This is a genomic window from Microvirga zambiensis WSM3693, from assembly GCF_016735695.1.
In the GTDB taxonomy this organism is placed as follows: domain Bacteria; phylum Pseudomonadota; class Alphaproteobacteria; order Rhizobiales; family Beijerinckiaceae; genus Microvirga; species Microvirga zambiensis.
In genome coordinates, this window is the sequence record NZ_JAERQD010000016.1 from 1 (window position 1) to 22,730 (window position 22,730).

Annotated in this window: 21 protein-coding genes and 1 pseudogene; 10 read left to right on the top strand and 12 right to left on the bottom strand. The window is 63.6% G+C overall.

Translation table 11 applies throughout. The features are described from left to right. The coding region (locus JKL46_RS13855; protein WP_201833703.1) for an IS256 family transposase at positions 1 to 851 on the bottom strand (851 nt) is incomplete at its 3' end. Between the two features lie 201 nt (positions 852 to 1,052). Between JKL46_RS13855 and JKL46_RS13860 the strand changes: the two genes are divergently transcribed. Together JKL46_RS13860 and JKL46_RS13865 are read left to right on the top strand one after the other, a co-directional pair. Next, a complete protein-coding gene (locus JKL46_RS13860; protein ID WP_246529311.1) occupies positions 1,053 to 1,451 on the top strand; it encodes an NAD-dependent epimerase/dehydratase family protein in 399 nt (132 codons plus the stop codon). A gap of 320 nt (positions 1,452 to 1,771) precedes the next feature. After that, positions 1,772 to 1,936 (top strand): annotated as a pseudogene (locus JKL46_RS13865) (PRC-barrel domain-containing protein); the annotation flags it as partial. 74 nt (positions 1,937 to 2,010) lie between these two features. Here the strand turns inward: JKL46_RS13865 and JKL46_RS13870 are convergent. Both JKL46_RS13870 and JKL46_RS13875 read right to left on the bottom strand, forming a co-directional pair. Continuing rightward, on the bottom strand, positions 2,011 to 2,214 hold the full coding sequence (locus JKL46_RS13870) for a CsbD family protein (protein WP_099513526.1): 204 nt from the start codon (positions 2,212 to 2,214) through the stop codon (positions 2,011 to 2,013). A gap of 998 nt (positions 2,215 to 3,212) precedes the next feature. Further along, complete coding sequence (locus tag JKL46_RS13875) at positions 3,213 to 3,497, bottom strand: hypothetical protein (protein WP_201833707.1); 285 nt, start codon at positions 3,495 to 3,497, stop codon at positions 3,213 to 3,215. Between the two features lie 426 nt (positions 3,498 to 3,923). Here JKL46_RS13875 and JKL46_RS13880 point away from each other — a divergent pair, with 426 nt between their 5' ends. Next, positions 3,924 to 4,859, top strand: coding sequence for an adenylate/guanylate cyclase domain-containing protein (locus JKL46_RS13880; protein ID WP_201833709.1), 936 nt, complete (start codon positions 3,924 to 3,926; stop codon positions 4,857 to 4,859). Between the two features lie 52 nt (positions 4,860 to 4,911). Here the strand turns inward: JKL46_RS13880 and JKL46_RS13885 are convergent, their stop codons facing one another. Continuing rightward, positions 4,912 to 6,888 carry an AI-2E family transporter gene (locus JKL46_RS13885; RefSeq protein WP_425493268.1) on the bottom strand — a complete coding sequence of 659 codons (1,977 nt, stop codon included), beginning with the start codon at positions 6,886 to 6,888 and terminating at the stop codon, positions 4,912 to 4,914. A gap of 161 nt (positions 6,889 to 7,049) precedes the next feature. Between JKL46_RS13885 and JKL46_RS13890 the strand changes: the two genes are divergently transcribed. The 7 genes from JKL46_RS13890 to JKL46_RS13920 all read left to right on the top strand — a co-directional run bounded on the left by JKL46_RS13890 (position 7,050) and on the right by JKL46_RS13920 (position 13,516). Further along, the gene (locus JKL46_RS13890; protein WP_201833711.1) at positions 7,050 to 7,283 is read left to right on the top strand and encodes a hypothetical protein; all 234 of its coding nucleotides are present in this window, start codon (positions 7,050 to 7,052) and stop codon (positions 7,281 to 7,283) included. 290 nt (positions 7,284 to 7,573) lie between these two features. Continuing rightward, a complete protein-coding gene (locus tag JKL46_RS13895) occupies positions 7,574 to 7,942 on the top strand; it encodes a response regulator (protein ID WP_201833713.1) in 369 nt (122 codons plus the stop codon). 302 nt (positions 7,943 to 8,244) lie between these two features. Continuing rightward, entirely contained in the window at positions 8,245 to 9,294 is a 1,050-nt protein-coding gene (locus JKL46_RS13900) for a PhnA-like protein (protein WP_425493269.1), read from the top strand. A 237-nt stretch (positions 9,295 to 9,531) separates the two neighbouring features. Then, positions 9,532 to 9,894 carry a response regulator gene (locus tag JKL46_RS13905; RefSeq protein ID WP_425493270.1) on the top strand — a complete coding sequence of 121 codons (363 nt, stop codon included), beginning with the start codon at positions 9,532 to 9,534 and terminating at the stop codon, positions 9,892 to 9,894. A gap of 104 nt (positions 9,895 to 9,998) precedes the next feature. After that, positions 9,999 to 10,592, top strand: coding sequence for a PAS domain-containing protein (locus JKL46_RS13910; RefSeq protein ID WP_201833717.1), 594 nt, complete (start codon positions 9,999 to 10,001; stop codon positions 10,590 to 10,592). Positions 10,593 to 10,997: 405 nt separating this feature from the next. Further along, a complete protein-coding gene (locus JKL46_RS13915; protein ID WP_201833719.1) occupies positions 10,998 to 12,284 on the top strand; it encodes an MFS transporter in 1,287 nt (428 codons plus the stop codon). Next, the gene (locus tag JKL46_RS13920) at positions 12,284 to 13,516 is read left to right on the top strand and encodes an anion transporter (RefSeq protein WP_201833940.1); all 1,233 of its coding nucleotides are present in this window, start codon (positions 12,284 to 12,286) and stop codon (positions 13,514 to 13,516) included. The genes JKL46_RS13915 and JKL46_RS13920 overlap by 1 nt, the downstream gene beginning before the upstream one ends. Positions 13,517 to 13,826: 310 nt before the next feature. On the opposite strand, the gene JKL46_RS13925 is transcribed toward JKL46_RS13920, so the two are convergent. The 8 genes from JKL46_RS13925 to JKL46_RS13960 form a co-directional block, all read right to left on the bottom strand. Further along, entirely contained in the window at positions 13,827 to 14,774 is a 948-nt protein-coding gene (locus JKL46_RS13925) for a dihydrodipicolinate synthase family protein (RefSeq protein WP_201833721.1), read from the bottom strand. Between the two features lie 62 nt (positions 14,775 to 14,836). Next, entirely contained in the window at positions 14,837 to 15,874 is a 1,038-nt protein-coding gene (locus JKL46_RS13930) for an ABC transporter ATP-binding protein (RefSeq protein ID WP_201833723.1), read from the bottom strand. Continuing rightward, the gene (locus tag JKL46_RS13935) at positions 15,864 to 16,883 is read right to left on the bottom strand and encodes an ABC transporter ATP-binding protein (RefSeq protein WP_201833725.1); all 1,020 of its coding nucleotides are present in this window, start codon (positions 16,881 to 16,883) and stop codon (positions 15,864 to 15,866) included. The genes JKL46_RS13930 and JKL46_RS13935 overlap by 11 nt, the downstream gene beginning before the upstream one ends. Then, on the bottom strand, positions 16,880 to 17,752 hold the full coding sequence (locus JKL46_RS13940) for an ABC transporter permease (RefSeq protein WP_201833727.1): 873 nt from the start codon (positions 17,750 to 17,752) through the stop codon (positions 16,880 to 16,882). The genes JKL46_RS13935 and JKL46_RS13940 overlap by 4 nt, the downstream gene beginning before the upstream one ends. Positions 17,753 to 17,776: 24 nt before the next feature. Then, positions 17,777 to 18,697, bottom strand: coding sequence for an ABC transporter permease (locus tag JKL46_RS13945; RefSeq protein ID WP_201833729.1), 921 nt, complete (start codon positions 18,695 to 18,697; stop codon positions 17,777 to 17,779). Between the two features lie 75 nt (positions 18,698 to 18,772). Beyond that, positions 18,773 to 20,416 (bottom strand): ABC transporter substrate-binding protein, encoded by a 1,644-nt coding sequence (locus tag JKL46_RS13950; protein ID WP_201833731.1) that lies wholly within the window; start codon positions 20,414 to 20,416, stop codon positions 18,773 to 18,775. 96 nt (positions 20,417 to 20,512) lie between these two features. Continuing rightward, positions 20,513 to 21,571, bottom strand: a complete 1,059-nt coding sequence (locus tag JKL46_RS13955) for a D-2-hydroxyacid dehydrogenase (protein WP_201833733.1) — start codon at positions 21,569 to 21,571, stop codon at positions 20,513 to 20,515. A gap of 158 nt (positions 21,572 to 21,729) precedes the next feature. Continuing rightward, the gene (locus JKL46_RS13960) at positions 21,730 to 22,623 is read right to left on the bottom strand and encodes a LysR substrate-binding domain-containing protein (protein ID WP_201833735.1); all 894 of its coding nucleotides are present in this window, start codon (positions 22,621 to 22,623) and stop codon (positions 21,730 to 21,732) included. Positions 22,624 to 22,730 lie beyond the last annotated feature (107 nt).

Genomic DNA, 22,730 nt, shown 5'->3' on the forward strand with positions numbered 1-22,730 from the left:
GGCTGCACCGATTTCGGCACCTTGTTGAGCACGTTGGCGGTCTTGTGCAGCCAGCAGCGCTGATGATGCGTGCCGGGGAAGAGCTCGTCGAGCGCCTTCCAGAAGCCGAGAGCTCCATCCCCGACGGCAATCCGGGGCGCAATGGTCAGGCCCCGCCGCTTGATCTCGACGAGCAGTTCTCTCCAGCTCTGGGCGCTCTCGCGCACGCCGGCCTGGAAGCCGACCAGCTCCTTCTTGCCTTCCGGTGTCGCGCCGATCAGCACCAGGATGCATTCAGCCTGATCCTCCATGCGAGCCTGAAGGTAGACCCCATCGGCCCAGACATAGACGTACCGACGCGCTGAGAGATCACGCGTCTGCCAGCGCTCGTACTCGCTCTGCCACTCGCCGGTCAGTCGGGTAATGGTCGAGGGCGAGAGGTTCGGGGCGTCCTTGCCGAGCAGGGCGGAGAGAGCCTCCTGGAAATCGCCGGTCGAGAGCCCGCGCAGGTACAAGATCGGCAGCAGCGCATCCAAACTCTTGGTCCGCCGGGCCCATTTCGGCAGGATCGCCGAGGAGAAGCGGATTCGGTCGGCCGCGCTGCTGGCACCCCGGTCGCGGATCTTGACCCGGCAGACCTCCACCGGCCCGATGCCGGTCTGGATCATGCGCTCGGGCCCATGTCCGTGCCGGACCAGGCGCTCGCGCCCATCCGGCAGCCTCAGATCGCGCATGCTGGCGAGAAAGGCTTCGGCTTCGATCTCGATGGCCTGGGCCAGAAGCTTGCGGGCGCCGGCGCGCAGGATATCCGTCAGGGGATCGTCAATCGCATCGGGCTGACGAAGGGGCAAAACATTGCTAGGTTCGCTCATAGGCGTATCGCTCTCTCGTAGAGGTTCTGGCAAGGCTTGATCACCTGCCTCGATACGCCGCCTTTCTCACACCGTCATCACCCAGTTCCCGCCATAGCTCGCCTGCCGTTCGACGAACCTCCTCCGTACGCCCCTCTCGATGAGGATTATCCTGCGCGCCCGGAGACAGCCTACTCGCTGTCAAAGTTCCTCGGTGAGGAAATGGCGCGGCAATTCTGCCGCTGGGATCCTGAGCTGAAGATCATCGGCCTGCGCTTTTCCAACGTGATGGAGTCAGCCGATTACGCGCGCTTTGCCTCGTGTGAAGCAGACCCGCAATCGCGGAGGTGGAATTTGTGGGGCTACATCGACGCGCGGGATGCGGCACAGGCTGTCCGGAAAGCTCTTGAGGCATCGCTCAAAGGTGCCGACGTGTTCATCATCGCCAATGCTGACACTGTGATGACGCGGCCGAACGCGGAACTCATGGCGGAGTTCTACCCGGACGTTGCTTTCACGAGGGAGGTCGAGCCGAACGAAACGCTCCTCTCGATTGGAAAGGCGAAACGGCTTCTGGGATACGAGCCGCGTTATGGCTGGCGCACGGCCTCGCCAAGCTAGGACATGGCACTTGGGCAGCATCGCAGATCCGTGTGGCCGCTGTCGGTTTCGTCAGAGATTGCTACATGCCAGTCGTTTCCCTTGTGCTGCTTAAGCCTCAGGTCAGGACCTTGCTCCCTAACAGGCAGTAGGTTCTGAGGCGGCTCGTCGGTGAGCGGCCTCAGACGATCTGATCTCAACCTGATCCGCAATCAGAAGGGCATCGTCGACGTCGATCCCAAGATACCGCACAGTACCCTCGATCTTGGTGTGACCCAGATCCCGCAGGACGCGATCATGGCCACCAACTCGATGATCTCGATGATCGCAACGCGGCCAACGAGAAGGTCGGCGAGGTCGAGGACTTTGTGGTCAGTCAGGGCCGGGCCATCGGCTACATCGTCTCGGTCGGCGGCTTCCTCGGCATGGGGGGCCGAAAGGTCCTCGTCGACCCGGCTTCCGTCACCGTGTCGTACAACGCCAACGTAAGCGCTGGAATGCCGTGATGAACACCACGAATGCAGATCCGTGCCAGACAAGCCTGGCACGGATCATATGCATTGTTTTCGTACTCGGGTCGTTACCAGGTCTGGCGGCCGTACCAGTCGTCGACATCCTGGCGAACGCGGTCCTTTTCAAGACCGTAACGTTCCTGGATCTTGCCTTCGAGCTGATCGCGCTGGCCATTGATCACATCGAGATCGTCGTCAGTGAGCTTGCCCCACTGCTCCTTGATCTGGCCTTTAACCTGCTTCCAGTTGCCCTCAACGCGGTTCCAATCCATGGCTCATACCCTCTGGTTGCTACGTCTGAGCTCAACGCCGATGCGCTGACAAGGTTTCCCAATCGAAGCAGCCCCGCAACAGAGACCGAGTGTAACCACCTGTTCGTCATTCGACTGGGAGCGGGTGGCCGTGTCAGATGACTCGAAGAGGAGGAACGTCGATTTCACACGAAGCGCCGATCAAGCCTGATCGCTGGACGCAGCGCATCAACGCATGATGCGTGCAATCGACAGCTTACTTTTGCGGGTCTTGCACCCATAAGCCGGGCGATGCGTTAAATGTGGCAGTCCACCGCTGCTTCGATCAATCCTGGGAGATCATCATGGCGAGAACGCCCAAGACAGCAGTCTCGAGAACTCGTGCCAGCAAGAGAGACGATAACACCGCTGCATCAAAGAAGCAGGTGGCCCCTGCCGCACGTTCGAGGCAGAAAGCCCCGGCGTCACGTCCGCGCGCTGGAACCGAGTCGTCATCTCACAGTTGGGGAAGCCTCCTGAACAATCTCTTCACGTCATCCCTTGGACGCGAGATCCTGGCCGACGTGCTGATCGCCGCCGCGGCAGCGTTGAAGAAGGATCGCCCGATCGTACAGCAAGCCTTTGAGGACGGCGTTCAAAAGGCGGCCCAAGCGGGCGCCACTGCTGTCGGCGCGGGATCCGATGTTGCCTCTGCCACAGCCACTCTGGCGCAGTCAGCAGCGGGAGCGTTGGCCGAGATCGTGACCGATGCCGCCCGCGACATACGACCTGGATCTCCTGCCAAAAGATCGGGAAGCAGCAGCACGAGGAGTCGGCGCAGGAAGGCTTAAGAGTCTCGGAAGGGGACGGCTTGTGGGATGCCATGTCCAACGTCTTCGCAAGCTGAAAGACTAACAGGCTCTGCCCTGATGAGCGCTGAGCTGAATCAAAGGCTGCGAACACGGACATGAATTCGTCTCTCATCTTGGGAGACGAATTCCAGGGCTGGCTGCATCAATGACTGCGGTCCGTCCCGAAGCTTATGAGCAAGACCCGATATGCCAATCCAGAAAAGGGGGATTGCTGAACACCAGCCCTGCCGGGATGCAATCAAGGCGATCTTTGCTCGTGCCTGAGACTGTCGGAGGCGCGACGGAACCAGTTACCTCTGGGTTGGCGCCCATGTCGAATTTGAGGGCCCAGAGGTGGTGTTGCTGGGCTGTACCGGAACTCAGCTCTTCAAGCACGCTTCCTTCGGCTGCGGCAGCGGAAAGCGTGAGGCCAACCAATAAGATCTCTGGTGCCAGAATTCTGAAATCGATCATCACGAGCTCCGCAGCAGGGACAACGTCAACCGTCCTCTGGGCAATGTCGTTCCAAATGGTCTTGCTGCAAACGTTACCGCAGCTTGAGCGGCGGCGAAACAGCGCGTCATTTGAGGCAGCAGCTCGAAGCAGAGCTTTGATGAAATCCTTTCTAGCCATCATGACGCTTGCGGATATGTATCCCTTGGCGGATCATGGACGTCGTCCCTCACGAGCAAGTGGCTGCGATGCAGGTAGAGCCAGCATGCATGGCTGATCACCTCAGCCTGAGAGCGATAGCGAGCATGACGACTTAGCTTCATGCGACACAAGTGACCAGCATCAGAACACTTGCAGCACCGTTAAGGGAAGGCCCGTGGGAACGGCACTGCTCCCGAGGCGTCTTCACAAGCATCCGTCCCAACCCCACTGCCGGAGCCTCTCATCGTGGAAGCGCCTCCCCTCGAGCGTAAGCTCGTCGCCATCCTGGCCGCCGACGTGGCCGGCTACAGCCGCATGATGCACCAGGACGAGGACGCGACGCTTGCGACCCTCACCACCCACCGCACGATCATCGACGACCTCATCACCGCCGGGCGAGGTGGAATCTCGGGCACGGCCGGCGACAGCGTCCTGGCAGAGTTCGCCAGCGTCGTCGACGCCGTGCATTGCGCGGTGGCGATCCAGCAGGCCCTGCACAGGGCCAATGCCGACCTGCCTCCGGAGCGCCGGATGCGGCTGCGCATCGGCATCAACATCGGCGACGTCCTGGTCAAGGACGGCACCATCTTCGGGGACGGCGTCAACGTCGCCGCCCGCCTCGAGTCCCTGGCGGAGCCGGGCAGCGTCTGCATCACGCGCGGCGTGCGCGACCACATCCGCGACCGCGGCGACTATGAGTTCGAGGATCTCGGCGAGCACGGCGTCAAGAACATCGCCCGCCCGGTACGGGCATTCCGGATCCTGTTCGATCCCAACGGCACGACCGAGCTGCGCGAGATCCCGGGTGCGCCGGAGCCGTCGCTCTCGGGCGGGGTTGCCTCGGACGTGTCGCAGAATGCGATCGAGCTCGAATTCTGGCAATCGGTCCAGGCCAGCGGGGAGGCGGAGGAGTACGCGGCCTATCTCGAACGCTATCCTGATGGGATCTTCGCCGCTCTGGCACGGGATCGGCTGGCCAAGCCCGAGACCCTCGAGCGTCCACCCTCTCCGCCGAACGGCTCGGCGGTCGAACTGGCGTTCTGGGACACCGTCAAGGACAGCGACAACCCGGCGATGTTCCAGGCCTATCTCGAGCAGTTCCCGGCCGGTGCCTTCAGGGCGCTGGCGGAAATTCGGCTGACCGAACTCGACGGCGCGGACGGCGGCGAAGGCGGGCTCTAGGGCTTGTCCCGGCGAAGCGGCTCCGGCCCGCCGTCCATATCATGCGCTGGTGTCATGCGACGCCGATCGCGACCGGCCCGCGAGAGGCCCCTGTCGCCTCCGCACGGGCGAGCTGCACACTTAGGGCCACCGCCTCGCGCAGGGTCGTGGCGACGAGATCCGCCCGGGCCGCCTCGCGCAGCGCCACGGCCGCCGCAGCGTCCATTCCCTCGACCCAGCATCCCAGAAGGATCCGCGCCCGCGGCATCTTGCGGCGCAGGCGACGCACGGCATAGCGCATGTGGGCCGGGCTGCCCGCATCGAGATAGGACAGGCACACCATGGCGATGCCGGCGTCGTCGATCCTCGCAACGGCCTGGACCGACAGGGAGGCTGCGCTTTCCACCCGCGCCTTGAGGCCGTGCTTGGTCAGCACTTGCGCCAGCATCAGGGCAGCGGCCTCGTCGACCGGGCTCTGGCCGGCAATGCACAGGATCGGCGTCTCGCCCTGGAAGCGCGGGTCGAGATCCTCCGGTACCAGAGTCGGAAGACCGGCCGTGCCGCTCCCGTCCGCGCTAGCCTCGACGGCGGCGGCCGCCTCCGGATCGTCCGTGCGGCCGGATTCCGGCTCCTGGTCGGGGTGATCGGACAGGTCGTCCACGAGCTCCTCGACCGTATCCCGCACCCGCTCCAGGCGGGCTTCGTCCAGCACGCCGCGCAGCGCGTCGGCACGGGCGAGCCGCAGGCCGGCCAGGGCCACCTCGTCGTAGTACACCGAAAGCGAGCGCTCCTTCAGGAATTCCTCCGCGACGTCGGCGGCCTCCGCCGGGTCGCCGGCGAGCATGCGCTGGTAGAAGATCTCCGGCGGCGACAGGGCGGGACGGTCGCCGAGCATGACGTCGAGGAACTCGAGCTGCTCCACGTGCCGGCCGAGGACGACCAGGCACACCGTCAGCGGGGTTGCCAGCACCAGTCCGATCGGGCCCCAGAGCCAGGTCCAGAAGGTCGCCGAGACGACGACGGCCACCGGGGACAGCCCGGTGCTGTGGCCGTAGACGAGCGGTTCGACCACATGACCTGCAATCGGCTCGACGACGATGAACAGGGCGGCGGTCATCAGCAGCATCGACCAGCCGGGATCGACGGCCGCCGCCAGGGCGAGCGGGAAGGCGGCGGAGATGAAGGCGCCGATGTACGGCACGAAGCGCAGGATCGCGGCGAGGATGCCCCACAGAACCGGGCTCGGTACGCCGATGAAGAACAGGCCGATGCCGATCACCACGCCGAAGGCGGCGTTGAGCGCCAACTGCGTCAGGAACAGCTTGCTCAGGCGCCTGGCGGCGTCGTCGAGGGCGGCAGTGGTCTTCTGGAGGTCGTGCGAGCCGGCGAGGCGGATCAGGCGGTTCCGCAAATCCTCCCGTTGCAGCAGGATGAAGATCACGAAGATGATCACGATGCCGGTGGTCGCGGCAGGGTGGATGAGCGGCGTGATGAAGGCGCCGAGAGTTTGCAGCGCGCCCGGGTCGGGCTGGCGCACCTCGACCGGGATGGGCTTCGTCTCTGTCGCCGGCACGGAGTTCGGCGTCAGCGGATTGGCCGGCGGTGATGTTCCGGCGTGCGGCCTGTCGAGTTCCTTGCCGAGGTCCTGCAACACGTCCGCAGCCCGTTCGAGGGCGCTGCTGCCGGCAGCAGACCCGCGCAGCGACTGCACTTTCTCGCGCATGGTAGCCTGGTATCGCGGCAGGTCCCCGGCGAGCTGGGTCACCTGTGTCGCCATCACGGTGGCGAGTGCCGTGATGCCGGCGAAAGCCACCAGCACGACGCCGACGACGGCCAGAGCCCGAGGGACATGCGCCTTCTGCAAAAGCCTGATCAGGGGAGCCAGCACGAAGCTCAGGAGGATGGCGAGCGCCACCGGGACGAAGACCTCGCGACCGACGTACAGGGCCGCGATGATGAGCGCCGTCATGCCGACGATGCCGAGGCCGGCGGACGCGGGACCCGAGGGGAGGATGTCCCGCTCGGCGATCTTCGGTTTCAGGTCCGGCATCGAGATCGGTTCCAAGGCCGCCGGAAGTCTGGTGCGTCGGCCCGGCCCGGTGCGACAACGCGCGGTGATGCGATTGGCTCCGTTCCCGCTCCAGGGGCAGCGGCCGGGGCGGCACGCAATGGGTCCGCCTGCTCGACACGAACCGGAAGGATGAAGCCGAGTTGACGGAGTTCGACTTCGGCCACGCGTACGAGGTGACCGCCCATTCACTGCTGCTGTTCATCTTCCGGCCCTGCCGGACGAGGAAGCGGGCGACGGACACCGAGCGCTCGTTCCAACACGTCATCCAGGCGCCGGAGGATGCCTCGGTCCGTCAGCTCGTCCCGGGCGGCAGGAAAATCCGCGATCCGCGGCGATGGGAGCGGCTGGCCGAGGGATTTCCGATGGGCCGATGACGGTACCGGGCTGACACAAGCCGAACGTCGGCAAGCGACGCGGAGGGACTTGCGCGTGTCCGCCAAATGGCCGAGCCGGACGTCGCGAAATGACGCACCTCCAAACATCACCGGCTTGCAAGCCGTTGACGTATTGCACTGCATCGGCTCCGCCGTGGGGCCGGATGCCCTTCCGAAACAGGGTCGGGTCCGGGGCGGGAATTCGAGCCAGGTCGGTCACCCGGATACTTTCCCTCTGCCGTGCCTGCAAGAGATGAGCCCGTGCCTGCAAGAGATGAGCCGGTCCGAAAATGACGATCAATGCCACGCAGCGAGTGCTCCTCGTAGAGGACGAGCCGGGAATTGCCGAACTCGTCAGCCAAATGCTGCAGGATCTCTCGTGTCAGGTGGTTGCAACCGCCTCCAGCCTTGACGAAGCCGTCACCCTGGCGGGGACGAGCGATATCGATCTGGCCATCCTTGACGTCAGGCTGCAGGGACAGCCGAGCGAGCCGGTGGCGCGGGTTCTGCAAGGCCGGGGTATCCCTTTCATCTTCGCGACGGGATACCGAATCTCCGAGATCGAGCGCGAGTTCGAGGCGGTTCCGACCCTCTCGAAGCCCTTTCGATCGGTCGATCTTGCTCACGCGATAACGCTTGTCCTGGACCGCCGCTCCTGATCCCCGGGCCGCGCAGGCCTGAACAGCGTGAATTCGGCACGAAGCCGCCGATCCAGCGGCAACAGCGCGGCATTGCGTCGGCCGCGCCAAAACGCCCTAGCCTGTGAACAAGGATGGATCCCGGTGGTTGAGAGACCTGAACTCCCGCAGGCTGACAGGGGAGGTTGTCTCGGATGATATCGACCATCCCATCTCCGCGTTCATGCGCAAGCTGGAGAGCTTAGCTGCGCACACCGGGAAAAGACGACCCTGCCGCACCTGCGTGGAATATGCACTGCATTGCAGTCCATCAGGAGGGCGCCATGACCGATGCCCATTACCCCGACACCCCGCGCAACCGCGGCGACCATTATGCTCCGCACATGAGCCCGGTCATCCCGGCCGAGGATGCCCGCACAATCATGCTCAACAAGGTGTCCTGGGGCGCCGTTCTCGCGGGCGTGGTCGTCATGCTCGCGACGCAGCTCATCCTGAACCTGCTCGGTATCGGCATCGGGGCCGCCACCCTCGATCCAGCGGCAGGCGCGGCTGAGAACCCCTCCGCTTCCACATTCTCAATCGGTGCCGGCGTGTGGTTCCTGCTCGCAGGTATCCTGGCTGCCCTAGCTGGCGGCTACGCCGCGGGCCGGCTTTCCGGCAGGCCGAAGGGATCCACCGCCGCCTGGCATGGCCTCACGGCCTGGGCCGTGGCCACGCTGGTGGTGTTCTACCTGCTCGCCACGACGGTCGGCGGACTTCTCGGCGGGGCGTACCGCACGGTGACCGGCGCCCTCGGCAACGTCACGCAGGCGGTGGGCTCGACCGCGCAGACCGCGGCTCAGGTGGCGGCTCCGAGCATGTCCCGGATCACCGATCCGTTCTCCTCGATCGAGCAGCAGGTTCGTGGTGCCACCGGCGGCAACGATCCAGCCGCGTTGCGCGATGCTGCTGTGACGGCGGTTCGCGCCGCCCTGACCGGCAACGAGCAGCAGGCAGCCGATGCCCGCAATCGGGCCACAGAGGCCCTTGCGCGGGCCCAGAACATCCCGGTCGACCAAGCCTGCACGCAGGTGCAGCAGTATGAGCAGCAGTACCGGCAAGCGGTGGAACAGGCCACGCAGGCGGCCGATGCCGCAGCGAAGGGAGTATCGCGTGGCGCCCTGTTCGGCGCCCTGGGCCTTATCCTCGGCGCCGTGGCCGCCTGGTTCGGCGGGCGCATGGGCGCAGTCGAGCCGACGATCACGGTGGGCCTCGGCTCAAGCCGCGCGGGCGTGACGGGAACTGGCATGGACGTCGATCGCACGATCGTCGAGGCGGACCGCACGCCGCGAAGCACGTCGCCTACGAGGACTGGCACGACCGGGACGCCCTGATCCTGCGGGCCGGAAGGGAATATGCCTCTGCCGCAACCGCGTTGCAGACCCCTGATCGCCATGAAGTGCGTTGGCCGAGCGAGTTCTGAACGACTTGGTCCGCCGGACGAAATTTGCCGCACGGCAATCCCTCACCATGGCGTGGAGATCCTTCGCGATGGATTCGATGACCGGAGGCATCTCAAGTTGCGGGAACGAGGCAAACCAGATTCCCGTTGGGTCGGCATGGATCACGATGTGCCACAGCGACGCTTCATGCTCGTCGTCGACGACGCGCCGATCCTGCGCATGAACGCCGTCGACATGTTCGAGGATGCTGGCCTTGAGGTCCTGGAAGCCACCGACGCCGATGCAGCCGCTTGGCTGCTGGAGACGCACGGGCTCAAGGTAGCGGCCCTGTTCACCGACATCCACATGCCCGGCTCGATGGACGGCTTGGATCTGACCCGCGTGGTCTACAAACGCTGGCCGCACATTCTGCCCGTGGTGACATCGGGGAGGGCCCGGTTGTGCGACGACGAGATTCCGGACAGCGGCCGCTTCATCGACAAGCCCTATCGGCTGTCCGAGGTGGTTGGGGTCATCCGCGAAGCCTTCTAATGCATGGCAAATTGGGCCAGGCCTCGGCGGCCCCGAAAACTGTCGCGAGCACCGGCGTGCCTTGCGAAACTCTGTTGGCAGAGTGGCACGACCGAGTATGGGCCATGACCGACGCGATGAACCAACCCAACTTCCGCACCGCGGGCACGCAGATGAGGCTGGCCGAGGCGATCTACCGCGGCATGTTCGAGGGCGCGCCTCATCCTTACCTCATCCTCGCGCCGACCCTGAGGATCGCGGGGGGCAACGAAGCCTACATGGCGGCGACCCTGCGCCGGCGCGACGCGCTCGTCGGTTTCGACATGTTCGATGCCTTCCCCGACAACCCGCTTGACGACCAGGCCACCGGGGTCCGCAATCTCGGTGCCTCGTTCGAGCGCGCGCTGGCACACGTCCGACGCGATGCCATGGAACTCCAGCGCTACGACATCAGGCGTCCGGACGGCGTGTGGGAGGTCCGCTACTGGAGCCCGGTCAACTGGCCTATCGTCGACGAGGCCGGTTCGGTGATCGCCATCGTCCATCACGTGACCGACGTGACGGAACGAGTCCTTGAGCCCAGGCCCCAGCGGGAAAGTCTTCTCTTCCGGGCCGAGCGGGCCTGCCTGGAGGCGCAGGCGCTCGTCAGGGAGTCGGAGGCGAACCTTCGCCTGGCTCACGCCTCCGCACGATCACCGGCACGAGGCTCCCGGGAATGACGCAGCCAGGTGCGTCCTGCCAAGAGGGCCAGCGGAAACGCGATCCTTCCCGCAGGCGGCCGATCGCGCTGGGCAAATCCCGCTCGGCCGCTGCGTCGATGACGTCCACTTCCTGAAGTGCGTGGAGCTGAGGTTTCCGACGGTTGTCCAGGCCCGACGTCCGCAAGGGCAGTGTGAAGCGGACCTCTGCGCGACCACGTCTTAAGACTGTCCGCGACCCGAACCAGACGTCAGTTTGACCATAGAGGAACGAGCAACACCAATCTCCCGCGGAGGAGGTTGAGATATCAGTCAGTAACGAATGCCGCAGGCCCGTTCCGGAACGCTCGCCAACCTTGGGGGTTCCAATCCTTGCGCGCCCGGCATCCCTACAGACAAGGCCGTGCCGACCCCCAGGAGATAGCGATGCGTGACGTGGCTGGTTCCGTCGAAGCTCCGGTCCAGATCGAGCGCTCGCTCGATGCCCTCAATTTCTTCCTGGCGGATGTGCGCGACGGCTTAGGACCGTATCTGGCTGTCTATCTCCTGACGATCCGGCACTGGAATGAGGCTGAGATCGGCTTGGTCATGACTTTGGCGGGTCTGGCAGCCCTTTTGACACAAACCCCGGCTGGTGCGTTGATCGATGCCACGCATGCCAAGCGAGGCGTGATCGCGACTGCCGCCGTGGTGGTCACCGCCGGATCGCTGCTTTTGCCCTTTCTCTCGTCCTTCTGGCCGGTGGCGATGTCACAAGCCGTGGTCCACGCCACCGGTTCGGTCTTCGCGCCGGCGATCGCGGCAATCACTCTCGGCATCGTCGGTCATGCGCAGTTTGCCCGCCGCACCGGCCGCAACGAAGCGTTCAACCATGCCGGCAACGCCTTCGCGGCAGCGGCCGCCGGGGGAGCGGCCTACGTTTGGGGACCGATCGTCGTGTTCTTCCTGATGGCCGCCATGGCGCTTGCAAGCTTGATCGGCGTGCTGATGGTGCCGACACATGCGATCAATCATGAACAGGCACGCGGATTCAGAGACGGCAGGATAGCCGTGGACGATCAGCCGTCCGGTTTGAAAATCCTGCTCACCTGCCGGCCGCTGCTGATCTTTGCCGCCTGCGCCGTGCTGTTCCATTTCGCCAATGCTGCCATGCTGCCGCTGGTCGGCCAGAAGCTGGCGCTCCAGGACAAGAATCTCGGCACCTCCCTGATGTCCGCCTGCATCGTAGCCGCTCAGGTCATCATGGTACCCATGGCCATGCTGGTGGCGCGCAAGGCTGACACCTGGGGCCGCAAGCCTCTGTTCCTGGCCGGGTTCCTGATCCTGCCGATCCGCGGCGTGCTGTACACTCTCTCGGACAATCCTTACTGGCTCGTCGCAGTCCAGATGCTCGATGGCATCGGAGCCGGCCTGTACGGTGCGCTGTTTCCACTCATCGTGGCCGACCTGATGGAAGGCACCGGCCGGTTCAACGTGGCACAGGGAGCGGTCACCACCGCGCAGGGCATAGGAGCCTCGCTGTCGACGACCCTGGCCGGGATCTTGGTCGTAAAGGCAGGCTACTCCGCTGCCTTCCTGGTGCTTGCCGGCATCGCAGGCGCGGGCCTTCTCCTGTTCTGGGCGATGATGCCCGAAACGAAAGGCTTTGCGCCCGGTGTAACCTCAGGAGTGGTGTCCCATGAAGTACAGGCTATCCCCGGCAGGGCCCGATGATGGACGCGCATGTCTTGGCCGCTGCGGCCATCTTCATCCTGACCTACGGCGGCGTGGCGCTTGGGCGTATTCCCGGACTTCGGCTCGACCGGGCCGGCATTGCCATACTCGGAGCGGCCTGCATGCTCGCAACCGGGGTGCTCACGCTGGAGGAGGCCTATCGCGCCATTGATCTCGACACGATCACGCTGCTTCTCGGCATGATGATCATCGTGGCACACCTGAAGCTGTCGGGGTTCTTCCGTCTGGTGAACGGCTGGGCGGTCACCCACGCTCACTCGCCTCTGGTACTTCTGTTCGTCATCGTCCTGACCACGGGCGTCTTCTCGGCCTTCCTCGTCAACGATGCGGTGTGTCTCGTGATGGCGCCGCTGGTGCTGGATGTGACGAGACGTCTTGGCCGCGACCCCGTGCCCTATCTCTTGGCTGTGGCGATGAGCTCGAATGTGGGCAGCGTCGCCACGATCACCGGCAATCCCCAGAACATGATTGTTGGGGTGATCTCCCAGATACCCTATGCGGTCTTCGCGGCCAACCTCACACCCGTGGCAGTCGCTGGCCTGGTTCTTGTCTTCGTGCTGATCAGGTTGCTGTGCTCGAGCGAGTTCCGGAGCCTTAAGGCGCTTGCCGCGGAGCCGAAGCCGGCTCGGCTCCACAAGCCCCAGATGGCCAAGGCCATCGTCGTCACCATTGGGGTGGTGGTCGCCTTCTTCGCCGGGGTCCCGGTCGCCAAGGCGGCTGTTTCCGGGGCGGCGCTGCTGCTCGTGACGCGGCAGGTGAAGCCGGGCAAGGTGTACCGCGAAATCGACGGTCCTTTATTGCTGATGTTTGCCGGCTTGTTCATCGTGGTTGCCGGTGCCGAGAAGGCCCTCCTGAGCCCTGATGTGATCGAAGCAGTGCGCCGCCTGCAACTGGCCGACACCTGGGTTCTTTCCGGTGTCACGGCCGGTCTATCGAACCTCGTCAGCAATGTCCCTGCCGTGCTGGTGCTCAGACCCTTTATCCAGGGGCTTCCGGAGGAGCAGCAGCTCTGGTTGGTAATTGCCATGGCGTCGACGCTGGCCGGCAATCTCACGCTGGTGGGTTCGGTCGCCAACCTGATCGTGGCTGAGAAGGCACGCGTGATTGGTGTTGAGATCGGGTTCGGCACCCACTTGCGCATCGGATTGCCGGTGACTCTGCTGACCCTCGCGATGGGCGCGTGGTGGCTTTCAGCACCGTTCGGATCATAGCGTATGCTGTCAAGGACGAAGCCTACCAATCTATTCCGAAACAATGGTCCAATGTTCAGGGGGCAGGGAGAGACAGGACGAAAGATTGCGCTGCTCCAGCCCGACCGATACCCATGGCCCATGCAGAGGAAGGTCGGCTCCTGGTATTCCCCGGACCAAAGAGCCTGGTCCGCTTCAGCGGAGTAATGCCGACGTTCATTGAGCAGCCGGAACGTGAAAATATAACCCAATCCGGACTTCGATGATTCTGGCTTTTGTCAGAATCATCGCTGTAGTCCGCTTTTGGGTCGAGTCGTGAGGCCACAAATAGTCACGCTGCGTATTCGGCGGCCATGAGGGCTGCCCGACGGTCGAGGCGGGCCATCCGATCGAGCAGGAAGGATATGTCCGCGCGGGCCTTGGCGGTCAGGGACGGACCGGGCTTGCGCTGGGTGTCCGAGGTCAGGATGCCCCGGCGCATCATCACGTATTTGCGGATGGCGAGACCGATGCCCTGCTGCTGCTCGTAGCGCAGGAAAGGCAGATGGGCGTCGAAGAGATCGTGCGCCGCATCGGTCTTACCCTCGGCGAACAGGGAGACGATCTCAACGAGGGCGTCAATGAAAGCATATCCCGTCATGGCGCCATCGGCGCCCCGATGCATCTCCATGTCGAGGAAGAGGCCGCCATTGCCGCACAGAATTGAGAGCGGCTTCAGGGCACCCTTGACCTGAAGATCCCGTAGCGTCGAGATCTTCTCCAAACCCGGCCAATCCTCGTGCTTGAGCATGACGCAGGAGGGATTGTCCGTGACGATCCTCTGGATGACCGCGGGGGTCATGATGACGCTCAGCGTCAGCGGATAATCTTGAAGGACCCAGGGAATATCGGTGCCGATGGCCTCGATGGCTTGACGGAAATAGGAGACGATCTGGTCGTCCGTACGCAGACTCGGCGTGGGCGCGATCATGACGCCGGCGGCCCCTCGATCCATGGCGAATTGGGCCAGCTTGCGCATGGCCGCAAATCCCGGCGCCGAAATCCCGATGACGACAGGTCCGGAGAACCGCTTGATGATCCGCGCTGCGATATCGAAGGATTCCTCCGTCTCGAGCTTATGGGCCTCGCCCATGATGCCCAAGGCCGTGATACCTCGGCAGCCGGCCTCCCCGTAAAAGTCCGTCATGCGGTCGATGGACCTGGTGTCGACCTGACCGTCGGGGAGGAAGGGGGTCGGCGCAATAGCGTAAACGCCGGTTTCCTGTGCCGTGAGTTTCACCTGATGTCTCCTCGATAATACTCGGTTGTTCTTTCGGGTCTGCCCCGGTTCTTCGCGCCGGTCTATGGAGCGTCGACCCCCGCTAGCGTCAACTCTTCGATTCGATGGCAACTCGCCTGCTGTCTGGGCCCCGCCTCCCGGAGGACGGGCACCTCCTCGCGGCATCGGGCAATCGCGTAGGCGCAGCGGGGGTGGAAGGGACAGCCCGCTGGCGGGGCGCTCGGGCTCGGCACGTCGCCGCGAAGTCGGATCCGCGTTCGAGCCGCGCCAGGATCCGGAACCGGAACCGCCGAGAGAAGGGCTTCCGTATAGGGATGCCGGGGCCGGGAGAACAAGGCCTCGCTGTCGCCGATTTCCACGATTCGCCCAAGATACATCACGGCCACGCGATTGCTGATGTGGCGGACCACGGAGAGATCGTGGGCGATGAACAGATAGGTCAGACCGAAATCCGCCTGGAGGTCCTGCAGAAGGTTGACCACCTGGGCCTGGATGGAGACATCGAGGGCCGAGACCGGCTCGTCGGCCACAATGAAGCGCGGGTTGAGGGCAAGCGCCCGCGCAATCCCGATCCGCTGCCGCTGGCCGCCAGAGAATTCGTGCGGAAACCGCCGGGCATGATCCCCGCCAAGACCCACCGCCTCCAGCAGGTGAACGACCCGATCCCGGCGCTCGGCCCGGCCCATCACGCCCTGGACTCGAAGCGGCTCCGCCACGATATCGGCCACATTCATGCGGGGGTCGAGGGAGGAATAGGGGTCCTGGAAGATGATCTGCATTTCCCGGCGCAACTGCTTGACCTTCGAGGCCGGCAGGGATGCCACGTCGACGAGCGTCTCCGATGAGCCCCCGTTGAAAACCCGGCTGCGAAACAGGACCTCGCCCTCGGTTGGCTCGATCAGCCGCAGGATCGAGCGGCCCGTGGTGCTCTTGCCGCAGCCGCTTTCGCCCACGAGGCTGATGGTTTCGCCTTTCTTGATTGTGAGATCGACGCCGTCGACGGCCTTGACCGTGCCGCCGCCCCGGCGGAATAGACCCTTCCGGATCGGGAAATGCTTGCGCAGGCCTTTGACCTGCAGAAGAACGTCGTCAGGCTGCATGGGCGCGCTCCTCGACGACCGTATGGTGAAGGAAGCACGCAGCCCGGTGGTGGCCCTCCACCTCCGCCAGCGCGGGGACCTCCTGGCGGCAGATCGGCGTGGCGTGCGGACAGCGGGGCGCGAAGGCGCATCCGCGGATGCGCTCGGTTGGCCGCGGAACCGATCCCTCGATGGTCGCCAGCCGCTTCGCGCCGCGCCCCGTGATGGACGGCACGGATCGGAGAAGGCCTTGCGTGTAGGGATGGAGCGGGTGCCGGTAGAGCGCGTGGACGGTGGCACTCTCTACAATCTTACCGCGATACATCACCACCACATGGTCGGCCATGGCTGCCACAACCCCGAGATCGTGGGTGATGAACATGATCGCGCCGGCGAAATCGCGGCGCAGATCCTTCATCAGGTCGAGCACCTGGGCCTGGATTGTCACGTCGAGTGCCGTCGTGGGTTCGTCCGCGATGAGCAGCGAGGGATTGCAGACGAGTGCCATGGCGATCATGGCGCGCTGCCGCATGCCGCCCGACAGGTTGTGAGGATATTCTTCGAAGCGCTGCCGGGGCGAGGCGATCCCCACCGCCGCAAGGCTCGCGATTGCCCGCTCCTTGGCCTCAGCCTTGGAGATCTTCTCATGAAGCAGGAGCGGCTCCATGATCTGCGCGCCGATTTTCAGCACCGGGTTCAGAGCGGTCATCGGCTCCTGGAAGATCATGGTGATCTCCGTGCCGCGGATGGCATTGATCTGCCGCCCATTCGGAGGAAGGCGCGACAGGTCGACAGGTCCTTTCCGGCCGGCAAACAGGATCTCGCCGCCCTCGATCCAACCGGGGGGCTGGATCAGGCCCATGATGGCGCGCGAGGTGACGGATTTGCCGCAGCCGCTCTCGCCCACCACGGCCAGCGTTTCCCCCGCCGCGATGGACAAGTCGACTCCGTCGACCGCCCGCGCGACGCCCGCTTCCGTCATGAAGTGGACCTGCAGGTCCCTGATGTCGAGGAGGTTCGTTACGCTCATGCGATCCTGCCGGCCAGACGGGGAAGGATGCGCTTGACGCGGCGGCCCTTGAGCTTCGGATCAAGGGTCTCGTTCAAGCTGTCGCCAGCCATGTTGGCCGACAAAACGAAGAGCGAGAGCGCGATGGCAGGACCGATGATCAGGTAGGGCGCGCTCGTCAGGAAATCTTTGGCCTCATGGAGCATTTGACCCCATTCGGGTGTGGGTGGCTGAACGCCGAGACCGAGGTAGCTGAGGGACGAGGCTCCCAGGACGAAGCCCGGAAGTGCGAGGGTGGATTTCACGATGATTGGCCCGGAAATGTTGTGCAACACATGCCGCAACAGGATGTCCGGCCAGCTGGCCCCCGCGGCCACCGCTGCCTCCACGTAGAGCTCCTGTCTAACCGAAAGGGCGGCGCTGCGGGCGATGCGGATGAAGTTCGGCAACTGGGATAAACCAAGGGCAATGACGACGCCGCTCTGGGAGGGGCCGACCACCACCACGATGATGATTGCGATCATGATGGTCGGAAAGATCAGAAGCATGTCCGTCAGGCGCATGACGACTGCGTCCGCAAGGCCGCCGATATAGCCGACCACCATCCCGATCGGGACGCCGATCAGGAGCGAGAACAAGAGGGAGATCGTCGTGATCCTGGCCGTGACCTGTGTGGCGAGGATGACGCGGGAGAAGGTGTCGCGCCCGAACTGGTCCGTGCCGAACCAATGGGCGGCGGATGGCGGCTGTAGACCTTCGGCGAGGTTCGTCTCGAATGGGTCGGAGGGTGTGATCCAATTGGCCGTGAGAGCAATCACATAGAACGCCAGCAGAACGATTCCGAAAAAGAGCCCGACCCGGTCGCGGGCATAACGCCTGAGGATATCCATGTTCAGCGGCTCCGGTGCGGGTCGTCAATCATGGGCGATCCTGGGATCGGCCCAGCGATAGAGCAGGTCGACGACGAGGTTCACCAGGATGAAGACCATTGCGAAGAAGAAGATGCAACCCTGGGTCAAAGGCAGGTCGCGGGTCAGGATCGAATCCACCATCAGGCGGCCGAGCCCCGGCCAGTTGAAGATCGATTCCGCCACCGCGGCGCCGCCCAGCATATGGCCGAGCCCGAGGCCGAAGAACGTAATGATCGGCAGCAATGCGTTGCGCAGCCCATGCTTGAACACGATGACCCGCTCCGGCACGCCCTTGGCGCGGGCGGTGGTAATGAAGTCCCGGCCCAGCGCGTCGATCATGCAGGCCCGCACCATGCGCGTGAAGCCGGCAGCCTGCGCCAGCCCGAGCGTCAGAACAGGCAAAATGTAGTGCTTCCATGAGGTCATGCCCCCGATGGGCAGCCAGCGTAGATGAACGCCGAAGAAGTACAGGCCCAGAATGCCGGTGACGAAGATCGGGGTGCAGATTCCCGCCAGGGAAAATGCCGTGATGCCGCGATCGAGAGGCCTGTCCCAGTACATGGCTGAGAGCGATCCGAGCAGGAGGCTGAGGCTCATGGCGAGCAGCATGGACCATCCGGCCAGCTTGGCGGTGTTGAGAAGGCGTGGCATGACGATCTTCAGCACGGGCTGACGCGAGAAGTTCGACAGCCCGAAATCACCGTGTAGGACCCTCCCCATATAGGTTGTGTATTGCGTCATAAGCGGCTGATCGAGGCCGTAGGCCTGACGGATGCTCTGCACAAGAGCCTCGGGCGCGCTGTCGCCCGCGATCAGGCGCGCGGGATCGCCCGGGATGGCATGGAACAGGCCGAACAGGAAGGTCAGCAGGAGGAGGCCTGCCGCCGCCATAAAGACCAGCCGGGCGAGGATGAGTTTCAGCATGAGGACGTCGGGTGCTTCCGATCGCGTGTGGCCTGCAGGGCGGCCGGGCTTTCAAGCCCCGCCGCCTCCAGGCAACTACCGGGATATGCCCTGCTCCTCCTTGGCGGCCTTGTCGATCCAGGCTTGGGTCGCGTCGTAGGTGCCCGCCGGCAGATACTTCGCACCGTGGACGTAGGTCCGGTACGCCTCCGTGAGATTGACAGTCGGCAGATAGATGACAGGGGCCTGCTTGAGCAGCTCGGCCATCCACTGACGCACGTACTCGGCCCGCTTCTTAGTATCCGGCTCTGCATGGGCAGCCTCGGCCAAGCGGTCCGTTTCCGGGTTCGAGAAGAACATCCGGTTGGCGCCCGCAGGTTTCCACGCCTTCGTGTGCGTCATGTACATCATCGGCTCGTCGGGATCCGCCGTCGGGATGGTCCAGGCCAGCAGGGCAAGATCGTACTTGGCCTCCTGCGGCCCGAGTGACAGGGACGCGCTGAAGGTGGCGCTCTCGAGTACGGTCAGCTCGGTCTTGATGCCGAGCTTTTCCAAGAAGGTCTGAACGAGCTGCGCGATCTGGTACTCACCCTTGCCGGCCTTGCGGGTCCAGAGCTTTAGGGAAAGGGGCTCGCCCTGCGCGTTCTCCAGGACCTTGTCGCCGTTGCGGTCCTCGTAGCCTGCCTGCTTGAGCAGGTCCTTCGCCTTATCCAGGTCGTAAGCGAAGATCGTGTCCTTGCCCGGCTCGCGCATGTCGGTGAAGCCGAACACGCCCGGCGTTAGGGTCGGAGCCTGTGACAGCGTCGCACCGGTTCCGGCGAAGACCGACTTCACGATGCCAGCTTTGTCGATGGCGTAGTTCAAGGCCTGCCGGACGCGGGCGTCGTCCAGGGGCTTCTTCAGGTTGTTGATGACCACGTAGTTCTGCTGCAGGCTCGGGATCGTCGCAACCTTCAGGGTGTCCTCGCCGGATAGGCGGGGGATGTCGAAGTCGGGAACACCCTGCGCGCGGTCCACGTCGCCGCTCTCCAGCATGGCCACGCGGGTGGTCACCTCGGGCACGAACAGAATGCGGATGCTGTCGAGATAGGGCTTGCCCTTCTGCCAATACTTGTCGTTGCGCTTGAAGAGCACATACTCGCCCTTCGCGAATTCAGACATCACGAAGGGGCCTGTGCCGACGATCTTGCTGCCGAGCCCTTCCTCGCCGGTAGCCTTGTAGGCGGCCGGGCTGAAGATGCACATAGTGCGGTAGGCCAGGTTAGGGATCAGGGCCGCCGAGGGCTTCGAGAGCTTGAAGGACACTTGATATTCGCTGTCCGCCACAACTTTCTCGAGTCCCTCGAGCAGGCTGACATAGAGAAACTTCTTGGCGAGTGCCTCATTGAACACGAAGGCCACCGCCTCCGCGTTGAAGGGCGTGCCATCATGGAACTGGATGCCTTCGTTGAGATGGAACGTGACGGTCTTGAGGTCGTCGGACATCGTCCAGCTCTTGGCGAGAACCGGCTTGATGGTGCGGTCCGCCGCCATCTCCACCAGATTTTCGCAGGCGTTGAGGTAGACATCCATCCCGCCCGCATCCGTGTTCCGTCCCGGGAACATGGTCTTGTCGAGCTGGCCGGTCACGACGAGTTCGCCGCCCATCTGCGGTTTGGCATCCTCGCCCCGGACGGACATGGGCAGAAGGGTCGATGCGGCCAGCGTCGCTGCCGTCGCCATCTTCGCATAGGACTTCATGTTTGGGGCTCCTCTGGTTTTCTTCGTCGTTCCGCTGGTTCAGCTTCGGGGCGGTGGAAGATCCTCTGAAATCGTCCACCGCCCCAGGGTTTTACTTCAGTACATGCGCGCCTTGTCGAGCACGTTGATCATCTGTTCGGTCTCGCCGCGGACGTAGTGATTCAGGTTCCGGATGAAGATGTCCGTGATCTTGCCGTTCTCGCTCGGCGCCGTGCTGGCCGAATGCGGGCTGATGATCACATTCGGCATGGACCAGAGCGGCGAACCCGGTGGCAACGGCTCCGTTGCGGCGACATCTAGGCCTGCCAATCCGATATGGCCGCTGCCGAGCGCTTCGATCATGGCCGGCTCGTCGACCACCTGACCCCGAGCGATGTTGACGAACACGACGCCGCGCTTGGTGGCCGCCCAAATCTCCCCATCGATCATCCGCTCGGTTTGCGGCGTATGGGGCGTTGCCAGCACGATGTAGTCCGCATCCTTCACGGCACTCTTCAGGTCCGCCTGCCCATAAACCTCGTCGGCGAACAGCTCGGTGCGCCGCTCAGGGGAGGGGCGGTTGACGACGGCGTTGACCCGCATGTTGAAGGCGCGCGCCAAGCAGGCGACGCGTGCACCGACCTGACCCGCCCCGATGATCGTCAGCGATTTCCCCGACAATTCGCCGCAGCAGTAGCGTTCCCAGCGGTGGGCCTGCTGGTCGCGCTGGAGGCGCGGCAGGTCCTTCACATGGGCCAGCATGATGAAGAGCGCAAACTCCGCGAGAGCATCGGCATGGACGCCACGAGCGGTCGTGACGATCACGTCGCTGTCGGCCAGCCCCATATTGGCCACGGCCTGCCCGACGCCGGAACTTGTGGTCTGCACCCATTTGACCTGAGGTGCGAGCGCAAGGCCCCGCGCCCCCTCCGGCCCGGAGGGAAAATCCCAAAGGATCGTGGCCCGGGCCAGGGCATCGCGCCAGCGGCGGTCCTGCGCCGGCGTGCGGGCGAATCCGTCCCGGCCTTTGTGGTCAGCGATGTAGCGGGTCTGAGGGAGGAGATCGGGCTGATAGAGAATCTCTACACCCTCGGGAGCTGCCTCGCGGATGCGCTCAACATATTCATATTCTAGGGGCGACGTGATGAAGGCGACGTAGGGCGATGGAGACGTCATGAAGGGCGTGGGCCTGATGCAAGAGACCGTCAAGCACACGGTCGGATCCTCCCGGCTCATGCAGCTTGACCTAAGGGCAAGAGCTAACATGAGGTGTATTCACAACACAAGGGAGCCAGTGCCTAGACCTTAAGCAGCATGCGCGGGGATAGAAGGCATCAAAACGGCTCGTTACGAAGCTGCTGATGCAACCACCGACGAAAGCCTACGACTCGCGGATCGTGCTGCTGGTCCGGACTGCATATAAGGAAGTATCCCTTCTCACGGCGGAGGGTATGCGATGATGCCACGACGAGTCTGCCGTCAGCCAACTCTTCGCGAATGAGAAACCGCGGCAGCAAGGCGTATCCGATCCCCACGACGGCGGCCTCAATCACCAGAAAGAAGTGCTCAAAGCCAAGGCCGGCGGCCTGACGAGGCGCCAGATGGAGACTTTCGAACCATTCTCCCCAAGCTTCAAGGCGCGTTGTATGGCGGATCAACTGATCTGCGCGCACTTGCGACGGGTCGATTTCGCCATTTTTCAGAAGAGCAGGAGAGCAGACCACGATGAGCTCTTCTTCTAGGATCCTGTAAGATTTAGTCCGTGGCCAATCCCCTTTTCCGTATCGAATGCCAACATCGACGTTGCCGTCATCGAAGTTGATAGGACCTTCTCCAACAACGACATCTAGCTGCAAATCAGGGTATTCTTTTTTGAACTCGGGCAAACGCGGGATCAGAAGTCTCAGTCCGAAGGTCGGCAACACGTCAATACGAAGAGTCCGGGCCTGCTCATCGTGCCTCACGCGATCCAATACTTTTTTGATTCGCTCAAAAGAATAATTGAGCTCGCCAAAAACAACCTCGCCCAGCGGCGTCAACAGCAGGCTCGGCTTCGATTTGGCCAGGAGGGGGAAGCCGAGTTCCGCCTGAAGCGCGCGGATGGATCGACTTACGGCCCCCTGGGTGACCTCGAGTTCTGCGGCAGCACGCGTCATGCTTTTGAGGCGGGCTGCAGCTTCGAAGCTACGTAGTCCCGTAAGGGACGGAAGACGGCTCAGACGCTCCATGACTTACCGCTATGCAAAATGAGAAAATCTCATGTTATATGAAAATAAATCTTGGAGCTACCCCAATGGAGCTTCGACAATCGGTATGCCCCCGCAACGTCTGGGAC

Excerpts from the sequence above, each read along its gene's own strand:
- JKL46_RS13945 (WP_201833729.1), bottom strand. The coding sequence starts at position 18,697 with ATGCTGAAACTCATCCTCGCCCGGCTGGTCTTTATGGCGGCGGCAGGC.
- JKL46_RS13895 (WP_201833713.1), top strand. The coding sequence starts at position 7,574 with ATGACGATCAATGCCACGCAGCGAGTGCTCCTCGTAGAGGACGAGCCG.
- JKL46_RS13920 (WP_201833940.1), top strand. The coding sequence starts at position 12,284 with ATGGACGCGCATGTCTTGGCCGCTGCGGCCATCTTCATCCTGACCTAC.
- JKL46_RS13860 (WP_246529311.1), top strand. The coding sequence starts at position 1,053 with ATGGCGCGGCAATTCTGCCGCTGGGATCCTGAGCTGAAGATCATCGGC.
- JKL46_RS13940 (WP_201833727.1), bottom strand. The coding sequence starts at position 17,752 with ATGGATATCCTCAGGCGTTATGCCCGCGACCGGGTCGGGCTCTTTTTC.
- JKL46_RS13950 (WP_201833731.1), bottom strand. The coding sequence starts at position 20,416 with ATGAAGTCCTATGCGAAGATGGCGACGGCAGCGACGCTGGCCGCATCG.
- JKL46_RS13900 (WP_425493269.1), top strand. The coding sequence starts at position 8,245 with ATGACCGATGCCCATTACCCCGACACCCCGCGCAACCGCGGCGACCAT.
- JKL46_RS13885 (WP_425493268.1), bottom strand. The coding sequence starts at position 6,888 with ATGCCGGACCTGAAACCGAAGATCGCCGAGCGGGACATCCTCCCCTCG.
- JKL46_RS13955 (WP_201833733.1), bottom strand. The coding sequence starts at position 21,571 with ATGACGTCTCCATCGCCCTACGTCGCCTTCATCACGTCGCCCCTAGAA.
- JKL46_RS13875 (WP_201833707.1), bottom strand. The coding sequence starts at position 3,497 with ATGATCGATTTCAGAATTCTGGCACCAGAGATCTTATTGGTTGGCCTC.
- JKL46_RS13915 (WP_201833719.1), top strand. The coding sequence starts at position 10,998 with ATGCGTGACGTGGCTGGTTCCGTCGAAGCTCCGGTCCAGATCGAGCGC.
- JKL46_RS13870 (WP_099513526.1), bottom strand. The coding sequence starts at position 2,214 with ATGGATTGGAACCGCGTTGAGGGCAACTGGAAGCAGGTTAAAGGCCAG.
- JKL46_RS13910 (WP_201833717.1), top strand. The coding sequence starts at position 9,999 with ATGACCGACGCGATGAACCAACCCAACTTCCGCACCGCGGGCACGCAG.
- JKL46_RS13935 (WP_201833725.1), bottom strand. The coding sequence starts at position 16,883 with ATGAGCGTAACGAACCTCCTCGACATCAGGGACCTGCAGGTCCACTTC.
- JKL46_RS13960 (WP_201833735.1), bottom strand. The coding sequence starts at position 22,623 with ATGGAGCGTCTGAGCCGTCTTCCGTCCCTTACGGGACTACGTAGCTTC.
- JKL46_RS13930 (WP_201833723.1), bottom strand. The coding sequence starts at position 15,874 with ATGCAGCCTGACGACGTTCTTCTGCAGGTCAAAGGCCTGCGCAAGCAT.